This is a genomic window from Lyngbya confervoides BDU141951, from assembly GCF_000817775.3.
GTDB lineage: Bacteria > Cyanobacteriota > Cyanobacteriia > Thermosynechococcales > Thermosynechococcaceae > Lyngbya > Lyngbya confervoides.
In genome coordinates this window covers 1-13,445 of record NZ_JTHE03000112.1, presented here as the reverse complement: position 1 = coordinate 13,445, position 13,445 = coordinate 1, and the positions used below count along the sequence as shown (strand labels likewise).

General features: G+C 51.0%; 8 protein-coding genes. 3 read left to right on the top strand and 5 right to left on the bottom strand.

What is annotated here, in order from left to right; all coding sequences use genetic code 11:
• Window positions 1-545: 545 nt before the first annotated feature.
• The 5 genes from QQ91_RS20000 to QQ91_RS19980 form a co-directional block, all read right to left on the bottom strand.
• On the bottom strand, window positions 546-884 hold the full coding sequence (locus QQ91_RS20000; protein WP_166283472.1) for a type II toxin-antitoxin system PemK/MazF family toxin: 339 nt from the start codon (window positions 882-884) through the stop codon (window positions 546-548).
• Entirely contained in the window at window positions 877-1,107 is a 231-nt protein-coding gene (locus tag QQ91_RS19995; protein ID WP_166283470.1) for a DUF8778 family protein, read from the bottom strand. Before QQ91_RS19995 ends, QQ91_RS20000 begins: the two co-directional genes overlap by 8 nt.
• A 105-nt stretch (window positions 1,108-1,212) precedes the next feature.
• Window positions 1,213-6,678 carry a helicase-like domain-containing protein gene (locus tag QQ91_RS19990; RefSeq protein ID WP_166283468.1) on the bottom strand — a complete coding sequence of 1,822 codons (5,466 nt, stop codon included), beginning with the start codon at window positions 6,676-6,678 and terminating at the stop codon, window positions 1,213-1,215.
• A gap of 9 nt (window positions 6,679-6,687) precedes the next feature.
• Window positions 6,688-7,008, bottom strand: coding sequence for a hypothetical protein (locus QQ91_RS19985; RefSeq protein WP_166283466.1), 321 nt, complete (start codon window positions 7,006-7,008; stop codon window positions 6,688-6,690).
• A gap of 18 nt (window positions 7,009-7,026) precedes the next feature.
• The gene (locus QQ91_RS19980) at window positions 7,027-9,978 is read right to left on the bottom strand and encodes a plasmid replication protein, CyRepA1 family (RefSeq protein ID WP_166283464.1); all 2,952 of its coding nucleotides are present in this window, start codon (window positions 9,976-9,978) and stop codon (window positions 7,027-7,029) included.
• An 874-nt stretch (window positions 9,979-10,852) separates the two neighbouring features.
• On the opposite strand from QQ91_RS19980, the gene QQ91_RS19975 reads away from it, so the two are divergent.
• The 3 genes from QQ91_RS19975 (at window position 10,853) to QQ91_RS19965 (ending at window position 12,980) form a co-directional block, all read left to right on the top strand.
• Entirely contained in the window at window positions 10,853-11,503 is a 651-nt protein-coding gene (locus QQ91_RS19975; RefSeq protein WP_250833420.1) for a helix-turn-helix domain-containing protein, read from the top strand.
• A 203-nt stretch (window positions 11,504-11,706) separates the two neighbouring features.
• Window positions 11,707-12,552 (top strand): ParA family protein, encoded by an 846-nt coding sequence (locus QQ91_RS19970; RefSeq protein WP_166283460.1) that lies wholly within the window; start codon window positions 11,707-11,709, stop codon window positions 12,550-12,552.
• 2 nt (window positions 12,553-12,554) lie between these two features.
• Window positions 12,555-12,980 (top strand): carboxysome distribution maintenance protein McdB, encoded by a 426-nt coding sequence (locus QQ91_RS19965; protein WP_166283458.1) that lies wholly within the window; start codon window positions 12,555-12,557, stop codon window positions 12,978-12,980.
• Window positions 12,981-13,445: the final 465 nt, after the last annotated feature.

Genomic DNA, 13,445 nt, shown 5'->3' with positions numbered 1-13,445 from the left:
GACCAACACGATAGTCACCCTGAGATAAAGTCAACTGCTTTCGTTAGGAGGTAATTAACCCGAATATCCGATAATGAAGGGGCCGTAGGCCTGAGTAAACCCGCATTAACCCACTGATTTTATCCCTCAGCCTATCAATGTAAGCACTCGATTAAGGTGCGATTACCCTGCATTTTCTAGGAGGTCTTTTATGTTCGCATCTTTTGCACTCAGCGATCGCCCTTCGCCTAAAGCCAGATCCGTAATCCGTTGATTACCCAACACAATACCTCACCCAAATGACCGGCCAGCCGGATCACCGCACCCTAGCGATCGCACCTATCCGCATGTGAACCCAACCCATATGATTACAGGCTTTCAAGAATTGTCACCGCCACCCAGTAAGCGAATTCTACGGTCAATCGCCCCACGCCTTAAAACAGCGATCGCTGATCCACCTCACCATGATGCCGCTGGGAGTGCCGAGACTCCAGCTCATGCAGCAGCTTTTGGGAATCCGTGTTGTTCAGCTTCGCCATCGGTAGGCCAAGGTCATCGGCGATCGCCTAGTAAACGCCGATAGCAATCATGATTCCTTCTTGAATCTGATGCAAAATCTCTGGGGTCACCTTGTTGCCATAGGGTCCCCGCTCTAGAAGGATCTTCTTCACCGTTGTGATGCGATCGCACAAGGCAAGCGAGTTTTGATTCAGACCTCCTTCTCCTTTGGGGACAAAAATGCGAGTTGGAGCCTGTGGACCTTGGTGGGTTGTGAACGGAACGACCAAGACAGTAGAACTATATTGATTTCTGTAGTTTTCGGACACCACCAAAGCAGGTCTCTTTTTCGAGTCTCCTGCGGACTTTACAGCTTTACACAGATAAATTTCTCCTTGCTCAATCATCTGCGAACGCAGCCTCTAAGTTCTCAGTGGCAATCTCAGTCCAAGTTTCTTCTTCAGAGGATTCCTGATGCTGAGAGTAAAACTGCTGTAGCTGACGGTCAATTAAATGTCGCTTGTAAAATCGCATGGCTGACTCTACGAGTTCTGAACGACTTTGATGCTCGTATTGCTCCAAATCCTGCAGTAGGTCCTTATCCACAGTCACCGTAATTTTGGTTTTCATGGCTACTCAAAGTTTTATCTTATTAATTATAAGATGAATTATCTTGCTCCTAAAAATAGATAATCTATCACGGGCTTTTACAATGCTGAAACAGCACAAATCGCCCTAGTTGGCATTGATTGAGGCTTTTCGAACTTGGGATTTATTCAAATGCTCGCAAAACTGCTGAAAAGCCTGAAAGTCTTGTTTGACTGCCTTTGTAGAAGTGACATGGAAAGCAGTCGCTCGCAAAATCACATCTCGACCTTGCTTGATCACTGTCAATTCTCCGCCCGATGAGCAGGAGAGAGCATAGGTCTGTCCTGCATACACCCGCTCGTTAGCAAGGGATTGACCCACAGCATTCAAAATCTGATGAGCATCCCGGATCATTTGGGCGATCGCTTGTGAGTAGGTCGATTTATCTTCCTCCATCGTGTGGATGGCCTGCTCTGACAGTGGCACCCCCTGCTTAAATTCCTGACCCACCTCCTGAATGCGGTCCAGGTACGGTCGCTCCAGTGCCTGGGCATAAAAATACCAACAGCGAAGGCGATTCAGGGTATTCTCATCCACTGGAATCTCGGCATCTGAATCAACCAGTTCCTGTAACCCCTTTTCAGGTTGGTCTTCAGAGACTGCATCCCGTTCTAGCGCTTCATTATCAAAGAGTTGAGCGATCGCCGCCTGCACCTCAGGAGAAGGGGCACACACCGCATCATGTTCCCAGTCCATTTCCACCGCATTCCAGTCCCAATCGCGATCGCTGGAGGCCAGGGACTCTAGATCGACAAAGGTTTGTTGATCCTCGGACTTTAAATCCTGCTCCTGTTCCGTCTCAACGGATGGATCGCTGACGCCTTGCTCGTCATCCTTGAAAAGCCCCAATTCCTTGTTAATTTCAAACTGACGCTGCAGCTGCTGCTGGTATTCCTGCTCATATTCGAAGGGTTTATCGATTTCCTGGGAAAGCGTAGCCAGACTGGCTTCGGACTGCGCTAGCTTTTGCTCGGCCAGATACAGAAAGTCAGGAATTTTATCCAACGTCGATTCAAAGCTACGCATCAAGGACTGGGGCGTATCTCTCATCTCAGGTTCGTAGACCGTACTGCTGGGCGATCGCAGTTGGAAAGTACCCCCCCACCCTGTCACACGAGCCGCCAGTTCAAAACCGGCAAACTGGCCCAAGGTTTGCGTCCCAGTCTTACCGCTGGCGATCGCCTGGTGCATGAAGCTGAGTAAAATCGCACCGGCTTCCTTGCGCTTGCGGTAGACCTTTGAGCCAATGCTGATGTGAAAGGCATCCCCCTGGGTGGGCTGGCGCAGGGTCAGGTCCTGCTGATACCGGCGGATTTTCTCTTGATAGTCAGCAATCACACCAGGCAATACATTCAACTGCCGCTGGGCCGTATACCGCTCATTCATAAAGACCTGCTGATAACGGGCCAGCTCACTGACCCGGTTATCCACATTGGCCTTTTCAATAATTAAGAGATTCCCCGTGGCGATCGCTTTTACCTCATCGAAAGTCAGCGCCTGAGAGGAAATATCATCCACAGAGCGGGCCGCCGTTTCCCCGTTCATCACCTGAGCCACCATTTCCGCTTTTCGAGCCAGGGTTTGCCAAGAGTAAGAGTCAAAGCCTAGCTGACCGTCTCGGCCCTGGGTGACGTAGGTAAGAATCATCACCTGGGGGTTCTGGTTTCCCTGACGTAAAATTCGCCCTTCCCGCTGCTCAATGTCGGCAGGCCGCCACGGCGGATCCAGATGGTGTTCGGCTATCAAGCGAGTCTGAATATTCATGCCGACTCCACATTTCTCGGTGGATCCCAGCAAGATGCGTGTTTGCCCTTCCCGCAGCCGCGTATACAGAAGCTCTTTATCCTTCGAAGTAGCCGCATCGTGGATAAAAGCAATGTCTTCGGCGGGAACCCCACGATGAATTAATCCAGCGCGAATATGCTGATACACGCTGAAGGGCACTGGCTCATCTTCCTTCCCCTGCTTCGGGGTTCCCATATCGCAAAACACCATCTGAGTGAGCTGCTGTTTCGCCGTGGCTTGCCAAATCGCATGAATATTAGCGATCGCCTGATTCACCTTACTGTGAGGATAATCGGGTAGTTGGGGGGCAATCAAACGCGGGTCCAGCGCTGCTCGCCGTCCGTCCGTGGTCACCCACAGCATGTTGTCTTCATCGGGCTCGACGCGCTTGGCCGCCACAGCCTCGGCCCGTTCTATGAGTCGGGTCATGTACTGCAGCTGCAGCGGAGAAGCACCACAGGCCAGGGTGAAGCGCTCCGCCTCCGGGCGGGGGAGTTTCAGTTGTTCGGCGGTTCTGATATCAGCCACATCCCGAAACAGCGTCATCAGCTCTGGGACATTGGTAAATCGCGTCAGACGGGTCTTGGTCTTGAAGCGCCCTGTTGGGTCAATTTCAGGGGCCGTCACTTTCTCGGCAAAGTTCCCCACCCAGGCATCAAAGCTGTTGATCTTCTTTTCTTTCAGGGTCTCAGGCTGCAGGAAGCGCTGCATGGTGTACATCTCAGCAATACTGTTGCTGATGGGTGTTCCAGTTGCGAAGATGAGCCGCCCACCCCGACGACGGACCAGCCGGGTTTTGATCAGCGCATCCATGGCTCGTTGGGAGTTTGTATTGCTCAACCCAGCGATGTTCCGCAGCTTTGACGCACGACCGAGGTTTTTCCAGAAGTGGGCTTCATCCACGAACAGGGCATCAATTCCCAGTTGTTCAAACGTGACACCATCATCTTTGTTCGACTGGTTTACCTTGGCAAGTTGCTGTTTGAGCTTTTGTCGTTCCCGCGCCAGCTGTTTGACTACCCCATTCCCACGACGGGTTTCGCGCTCGCCCAAGATCTGGTTCAGCTCGTCCAGCTGATCCTGGAGGTATTTCCTTTGTTCTGCTTTGGAGACTGGGAGCCGGGTAAAAGCAGAGTGGGTGACAATCACCGCATCCCAATCACCGGTGGCGATCCGGGCCATGAGCTGCTTGCGCTTATTTTTCTGCGTGTCTTTTTCGGTGGGAGCCAGCACCTTAGCATTCGGGTACAGCTGATACAGCTCACGGGTAAACTGGCCCAGCATGTGGTTTGGCACCACAATCATCGGTTTCTGGGCAAGGTTCAGCCGACGCAGCTCCAACGCACCCGCGATCATGGTGAAGGTCTTGCCAGCTCCCACAACATGGGCCAATAAGCTCGCGTCAGATTGCAAGATTCGCCATACCGCGTCCTTTTGATGGGGGCGCAGCTCAATCTCTGCACTCGACCCCGGCATCTCCAGATTTGGATTGCGAAACTGGCGCACGACGCTCCCGTTATACAGCTCGTTGTAGAGCTGGCACAGCTTTTCAGAACGCTCAAAGTCCTGCCAAATCCAGATCTTAAACTGATCCTGAACTTGCTGCTGCTTCAGCCGTGCAGCCAGCGTGGGCTGCGTATCGATACTGCGGGTGCCGTCAGGATTGTTCTGGTAAACTGCAGCATCTTTCAAGTTCAGCGACAGCTCGATTAACTCCAAAGCCGTGATCTCGCTGGTGCCATAGACCGAATTGTTCCGGGCATTTGAGCGCAGCTGATAGGGAAACTCAATGGCCCACACCGCATATTCGCTGCTGTGGGAGACTTCGATCTTGGCGTCTTCAGCTCTTACTTCCAGCAAGTCCTGGGCAAAGTCCGCGATCACCTCCGTGGGAATCCAGGGGGCTCCTAACCTCACTTCAATTTCACCCGGTCCCAGGTCACGAGGCTGAACGGATTGCAGCGCTTCAACATTAACCTGAAAGCGCGGATCTGATTGAGCGGCAGTCTGGGCGATCGCTAACTTTCGACGCACCTCTCCCGATAGATACTCGTCTTCGGTCAGCCAGCGGAATGAGGTGGGGTCTTGGAAAACCAGCTTCTGTTGAACCAAAGCTGCTAAGGCATCTTGCTCCCGTTCTCCCAGGAGCTGGGCCATATACCCCGGAACCACTGAACCATATTCGTTCAGCGAACTCAGCAAAGCTTCTTGAGGCGTTTCGGCAGAACGCTTAATCAGTCGGGGTCGAACCGTTCGTTCTGAAAAAACATCGGTTTTTTCCAGCTCACCGGTTTCTTTGTTGAGTTGCTCTAGCGCGATGAGCAACTGTGCATCGGGGTCTTCCTGGAAAGCTCGGATGTTGGCAGTCTCAGAAAGACGACCCAGCCGTTGCACAAAGTCATCGTAGGTCTGATTGAGAATGACTTGGGCTGCTTGCAGCTCATCGTCACTCCCCCCCTGCAACTGCACCTCGAAAACCTGTTGAACAGCATCACGCACCTGAATCATGCCCTTCACACGCTCGGTGGTCTTGCCACGCAGATTCGCTGGATACAGCCAATCACCGCGTCGTTGCCACAGTTCATCGTCCTGGACGCCATAGCCAAATTGCTTAATGGGACAGTCCGGGGAGACCGGAAGCCTAAATTCTGTCCTTTCAATGGGAAGGTCAAGAAAAAAGTTGCGTCGATAGAGATTGCGGGGCAGAGACTTGAAGGCTTTCTGCATAGCCTCGCCAATCTCTTGCCCGTCGGAGACTAATGCCAGACGACCGGGATGAAGTTTATCGTCGGCCAGCTCCCCCAACATCATCTCGGGGTGATGGATATAGTATTCATTCGTCTGCAATACGTTGCCGTCAGCATCTTGAATCGAGGTGTCCGCTAGATCAATCCAACGCTGCTCCTGAGATGGGATATCAGGCGCAAGTTTTTGAAGGATGATGAGATCCGTGGTCACTTCCGTTCCAGCGGTCTCTTTGAAAACCTCTCCAGGCAATCGCATTGCACCGACCAGGTTAGCCCGCTCCGCTAGCCAAACGCGGAAGCCTTTGCCTGATTTTGATTGCAGAGTTCCGGTGCTGGTGATGAATGCGACCAAACCACCGGGTCTCACCCGGTCCAGGGAACGAGCGAAGAAATAGTTGTGAATTCTCAGATTGAGCGCATCGTACTCCGGATCTGCAATTTTGTAGTCCCCAAACGGCACATTGGAGATTGCTAGGTCAAAGGAATCCTTGGGCAGCGGGGTCTCTTGAAATCCCTGCACATAGATTTCATGGTCTGGGTAAAGCTGCTGGGCAATTCGCCCCGTAATCGAATCCAGCTCAATTCCGGTCACCTGAGATTGGCGGGAAAGCTCCATCGGCAGATGGCCTAAGAAGTTCCCAGTCCCCAGCGAAGGTTCCAGAATTCGCCCCCCGGAGAATCCAAGCTGTTGAAGACCTTGGTAGAGTTCGCGGATTACTTCTGGACGAGTGTAATGGGCATTGAGCACGCTCTCAAATGCCGCGTCATACTCATCGCGCTCCAACACCTCCCGAAGCTCAGTCGCAACACCTTGCCAGGAATCCTGAGGCTCTGGATTAAAGATTTGCGGGAGGCCGCCCCATCCCACATACTTCGCCAGCACAACCTGTTCTTCCTCTGTCGCGGGCCGCCCTTGTTTCTCCAGGTCTTTCAGGAGTCTAATCGCCTGGATGTTGGCGATCGCTCGCCGCTTCGCGCCCTGGGGAAGCTTGAAATCAGGACTAAATTGAAAATTTCCCACCTGTCACCCCTAGCTCAATCCATTCAAAAATTCGAGATAGTCCGGGTCCATGTCCTCTTCCGGTTCTTCCGGTATGCCCAGCGTGCTTGCCTCGACGGAGAGAATGAATTGCTGCATCACCTCACTTTCAGCAAAGGCTTCTGCAGATTTTTGCTGAGACCCGGAGGCCAGGTACTGGCAGACAAGCGTCTCATAGGCTCGTTGGGCAGCCTGGCTAATGGATTCCAGAATTTCGGCCCCATCCTTAGAGTTTTGGAGGGAGACATAGAGTTCAGGGGAATTATTTTTGAAATGGGTTAGGAGCTGCTGCTCCCAATAACGCACGGACATTCTGTTAAATCTCCTCAATTAAGCGGCCATCTGACCACTCGCTGCATTTGTTTGATCTGTTATATCGGCCTGTGGACGCTCGGCTTGTTCTTTCCAAAAGGCAAAAACCTGTTCGCGGCCATCGTGGGGCAGAAGGTAGCGATAGACCCGCTGGCGAGATCCGTCTTTGAGCACCTCCCGTTTGACGCACTCCAGCTTCAGGCCCAGGCTATTGAGGAACATCCCTAACACCTGAATCGGGTTGGCGTTATCCGACACTCGGAAGCCCAACACCGTTTTGATGTCGTTGCGATACTGAAATGCCAGATTTTGAAAGGCAATGAGATCCTCATCGGTTTTCCTCAGCAGCCGATCTGGATCCATAAAGGTTTCGATTTTGAAGATTTTCAGGGCTTCCACCTTGCCCGTGAGCAATCGCATATCCTGCAGGCAGATCTGCCCACCGCCCCGCTCGATGTGGCCCGATAGGTGGGTTTTATCCCGGTCACGAACCTGCTGTGGATCGTGGGTGAGGAAATAGTGCAGCTGCAGTTTCCGGTACCATCCGTCGTCGTGTTTGAGCTTGAGTTCGGCGGTGACATCAATGCCGTAGCGGGTTTGTAAATCGTGTTTAGCGTACATGCGTCGTTCTTCATCGGTTTTTGCACGTTTGTCTTTGAGCCTAGCGGCTTCAATGGGGTCAATCTCTGGTGCGTCAGCGATCGCCTGGGCTTCGGATTGGCGATTGGTGTCTCGCTCTTCGGTGATGTCCTGCTTAATCTTTTTGGAGCCATCGGGGTTGGGGTCCGTCCCCATTGAATACAGGGTATGCCCCTCTTCAATCAATCCAGCCCGTAGCGATTCGCGGTAGCGCTGCATCGAGCCATTCACCCGCGCAGCCATCTTGGCCCAGGTGCGTAGGGAAATCGGATCGCTGGCGGCATCCACGTTGAAGTCCACATCCTTGAGCATGACGATGGTGCGTTTCACAAACTGCTGCACCGACTTCAGCAAGTTGCGGTAGTGCAAACTGCCGTTGCCCACCTTGCAAGCGCTGAAGGTCTTGGCCCAGACGTAGCGCGGCACCTCTTCTCGCACCCGAGCGATCGCCTGACGAATCTCTGTGCTGGGAATCGCTCCCTGGTAAATGCCAAAGACCGCATGGAAATGGCCTTTAACATCAATGGAAACGCCGGTGCCCAGGGAGGGGGTCGCAATTACGATGTCGTAATTGAGCAGGTCTTCATTCAAATGGTCGATAATGCCGTAGGCTGCACTTTCCGGGTCACAGACCGTTTCGCTATCGATGCGCAGAATCTTTTTCTCTGGGAATTTCTTGGCGAGATAGGACTCCAGATTTTTGCTGCCCCAGCGAGATTTAGCTTTTTGGGCATCGAGGGCGACGTAGCAGCGTTTGTCGTCCTGAAGCAGGGATAAGATCTTGCCCACCACGGGACTGGGATCCGGGGTTTCGTAGAAATAGACATCCCAGCCGTTTTCCGGTTTGTATTGGTTGACCAGGAGCCAGGGATCCAGCTTGGTATTGGCCAGGGCGAGCAGGTAGTCCACGCTCAGGTCCGAGAGGTCTGCATCTTGCGCGATGATTAATCCCTCGGATTTAATCACCACCTCAATCAACGTTTTCAGGGTTTTGAGGATGGCAACCCGAGTGTGGTAGCAGGTGGAGGAATTCAGAACATGCCAGAGGACCTGTTCCACCTCATCGAGAACGATAATCGCCCCTTTCCAATCGTGAGGATTAAAGCGAGCTTGGGAGTCGGGATGCAGACTGTCGATGCAGAGCCCGTAGCCGAACATGCCGCCGGTCTCTGACTCGCGAACCTCATCGATATAATTGATCCCCAGCTTGGCGCAAATCCCGCGCCCCAGCTGAATTCGGTGACTGATGACCAGACAGCGCCGCCCCTCTTGGGTGGCATCATCAATGCGCTTTTCCAGGGCCGTGGTCTTCCCGGTGCCCTTCGGAGATTTAATCAGGGCGAGTCCTGAGTTTGGAAGGTCTAGCTCACCCAGGTAGCGCTGATTCACAACAACCGTAGGCGTATAGGTCAGCAGGTGAGGCTGATGCGATTGCCATTCATCGACGGAAATGGCCTGCTGATAGCAAGCGTCAAAGGCTTCCGCGCCCTGGGCCACGATGAAGTCATCGACGCCTTTTTGGGGTCCGGGGAGCTGAATGACTTTGACCTGGCTGGCGGATTTTGTGAGCAAGCTGGCGGTGATGCCCAGGTTGGTATTAACCGACTGGATGGTCTTTTGCTTGGTCTCATGGTCAAAGCAAAAGATAAATTCCCGCCCCAGGGTGGCAAAGTGCTGCAGCTCGGGGATCAGCTCTCGTCTCAGAACCGTACCGCTTTCATTCTTGATGGCCCGGTACCCCATGGAAATTCCCGGTAGGGCGATCGCTGCGTAGCCGTTAGACAGCAAACAGGCGGCTTTTTTGACCCCTTCGGTGACCAGGACCGGAATGCTGGGATGCTCCCACACCCACTGCCAGAACCCGAGTTCGCGGTCTGAGTCTCGGATGATCAGGCCGTGACGCTGGGCGATCGCCTCCCAAATCGAGTCTGGCACCCGCAGGAAAAAAGCACGGGTTTTGGTTTTCAGGGGATGCTCGTATTTGATGGCTTTGGGTTTGGCATCCGGGTCAAAGCCTTTCGGCTTTTCGAGTCGGGGGGTATCGGGTTTGAAGCAGCCCCACCACATGTCTTTCCAGTCATCGAGGGGGTCAAGGCCGGAGCACCACCAGCCGCCCTGCTCGGGTTGTTCCATCAGGGTCATCACCCACTGAGGCAATCGACCGGTGTTGAGTCGTTTGATGTTGGGAGAGGAACAGAGAGAGTCATAGACCCGATCTCCGCTCATGGATTGAAAATTTAGGGCAATTAACTCAGGGTTAATGCCGCTTTCGACACTTAATTCCAGAAAATGCTCGGAATTGAGTGTCTCCTCTTGAATGAGAACTGACACGGGTGATTTTCCTTTCAAAAAGATGTATCTATAAGGCTGCAAAAATTTGCAGCACAATCCGTGCAGTGTTAGACTCGTAACATCTGCACCGTCTGAATACGGGTCAACACTGACTCCGCACGTTAGAGACGTGCTCGTCTGGGGGAATCTCAGGACTTAAAATCTCGGTCGCCAAACAGAAGCTTTAAGTCTTAGAGATTGACGTTAAATCCCCATGATGAATTCTAACTACGTTAATACTGGCATTTTATTTCACCTCCTTAGGGTCTAGTTCTAGGGCACAGGGGCTTAGTTGGCTGTAGTTTAAACAATCATTTAAACGTTCATGTTGCAAACCCTGACACACTGAACTTGAAAGCTGCTAAATCTCAGAATACTTGACAATGAGGGGTTCGGCAGAGGTTTTCGGACTTTGCAATATTTTGTATTTCTCGCTTCCCTTCTGATATCCGAATGACTGAGCTGGAGACCGGGCTCACGCATTCACTTGTCTTGAAGGATTGAAGACACCAGCTGATGAGCGAGCTAGGTTCCCTCTGATGTTTAGCCTTGCCTATAAAAGTTTTCTGAGTAGACGTAGGTTCCACGGTTGTGTTTTGTTCTCCTTCAATGATTGATTATAGTTGGCAACAGATTGTTGCTGAACAGAGGTCAACAAGCAGATTTGCCTACTTGTGCAGGCTTTCAAAGCAACGTCGGTTAAGCTAAAGTTGAGATCAGCTCAAAGGATTAACCATTCGATTGGTTGAAACAATACTAAGAGGTCTCTAGTGTGACGTCAAGCCCCGTTGGATTTTTTTATTAAGCGATGCCTAGAGAGCCTTATTTCCCCCGTGATGGAATTATCCAGTTTTCTCGGATTCTTGAGAGGGCTGTGGCTCAGAGTGGTCTGAATCAGCTCGATTTTGCAAGAAAAGCGGGAGTAGGGCAGAGCTCTGTATCAAATTGGGTCTCGAATCTCAGATCCACAGTGGATGATCGTCTGGTGGCACCGAATGCCGGCAACATTATGGTTTTGGCTCAGCATCTCCTTAATCCTCAGACAGGGCAACCCTTCACGCCATCTCAGTTATTTGCGATTTGTTCGGGAGAAAATCGTCTTACTGAGGATCAGCTACAGGAAATTGCATTTGTCCCAACACTGATAGAGCAAGAATCCCGAAAATCTCCGCAGGACAGTAAAGCAAAGGCGGTATCTAGACATTCTTCATCCATTACTCAAAAATACTGGGATGAGTTTGTGATCCCGAACGTTTCGAGGATGCTTGATGTTTATGGGGATCTGCAAACCGATGGCACGACGTCTTTTCAAAGTCGTGATTATATTTATCGCCGTGCTGCCTCTGGAGATGTAGAGATCCTTCCTAAAAGCGATCGCCCACCGCTCAGTCCCTCTAATCTGACGCAAAAAGATGTGACGGTTCTCAATGCGATCGCCGATAAAATGCAAGCGATCACCTCAGACTACTCAACCCTAAAATCGCAGAAACAGAGCATCAAACGCCCCAGAGGTCTTAAACTCTGATCCATGCTCGGTAGGTTTCTTAGGGCTTCTGCAGAAGTGTTTTTAAAGCTTTGTCTACAAAGTTAAATGTAGCTATAGTGATAATCTGCAAAGCCACAATAAACATTTTGTTATAAATTGTATTGACTCTATACTGCTTTGTGCTTAATATGGCAATGTTTTATTGAGTGATGTCTCTATTGAAGTAGTGAGCATAGGTATCAATGGTCCATGTAGCAAAGGTTGTATGTCCTCTGGGTCTAGCAGGTGGTCAGGGAAAAACAACAGTCGCGATGATGTTGGGGAGAGTATTAGCCAGAAAAGGCGTGCCTGTCCTCTTTATTGATGCGGATCCCCAAGCCTCTTTGACTGCGTTTTTGGGGGTAGAGATTCAGGAGGGGCGTCCCACGCTTTTAGATGTGATTACCCAACCTGCTAGTAAAGTTCCGCTGTATACCGCGATCCACGAAGTCCCCAATGAAGAAAATCTTTTTCTGATCCCCGCCAACAACTTCTTGGAAGGGGCTAATCATTTTCTGGCGGCTTCTCCCATCAGCATTCGAGTGTTACGCGATCGCCTGCATCAGGTCGGTGAGGACGACGATGATAAGGTTGTCAATAATTTTGGGGTGATTATTGTGGATCCCCCACCGGAGCGATCGCACTTGGCGTTAACTTCAATGGGCTGTGCGGATTTCTGGGTGATTCCAGCAGAAGCAAACGTGAAGGGTGTGCAATCTTTACAGCGCACGAAAGAGCTTGTTGAGAGTTATCAGTCCGTGACGCAGGGAAAGCTGCTGGGCTGCATTCCCTTTCGAGCAAAGTGGGTTGGCTTAAATCCAACGGGACAAACGAAGGAAAGTATGGGGGTGATGGCCTCCATCATGGGTGAAGACCAGATGTTGCCGCACATTCTTGAAAGTGAAATTTATAAGACGGCAATCAATGAGCAGGTTTTGCCACGGGATTTGGGTAAGCCCGAGCTGGAGTATCCTGTTGACCGCATTGTTGAGTTAATTAAAGATTTTTTGGGAGAGTACACCAATGTAGTGAGTGAGGAGGCTGCGTAGTCATGGGCTTAATGGACAAAATTAAAAGAGAGCAATCGGATCCCAGTATTGTTGTCCCCATCCGTCCCGATCCACTCCAGACAGAAGATGCGATCGCCGACGCAGAAGAAATCCCCTTGCCGGACTCCACGGCAAATGAGAGTTATCTTGCGGATCTAGAGAAGAAGCTTGCGGCTTATCCTGCGATCGCGAGCAAGAAGCTTGGATTACGAATCGAAGAGGATCTTCTTGAGGAAGTTCAGATTTTCTGTAAGAAAAATAAAATTACTCCTGAGACTCTTTTCGAAGCCTTATTTACTCAAACCGTATCCAAAGATTCAGTTTTGAATCGGGTTGTCAAGGATGCTCAAAAGCGCTGTAAACAAAGGACTGAAGCTGGAAATATTCGCTCCATGATAACAAAGTTCAAAAACATAAAAGATAAATAGTGCAAATGCTGTAATTCACTTTAGTGCAAATCCACTTTGTCTCAAAAGTCACAAAGCTCTAAAAATCTATGTTGATATATAGCATTTTGCTCTATCAGGACTGCTAGGAGGTGTGTCAATCGGAATGCTTGAAATCTTTTTAGGAACAAGCTTACAGCCTACGTTTCGCAGGTAGGGTCTAAATATAGCGGTTTACAAAACTAAAACCGCTACCAGCAGAGTATCAAGGCTTACGCTACCGGTAGGGGTTGCCAGGGAGGTTGCGACTTTAACCATAGAGGTGCGAAACGTGGGTGAACATGTCCACGATTTTTAATTTACTCAGTGTTACCTAGGGCACCCCGTGCCTCGAGCATTGAGAGATGAAGCGATCAGTAGGTTGCGCAACCCAAGCGCTAAGCTGGAAGAAAAATTGAGAGCAAAGAAAATGTTGACCCGATTGCTCATTGCATCCTCTATCTTTGC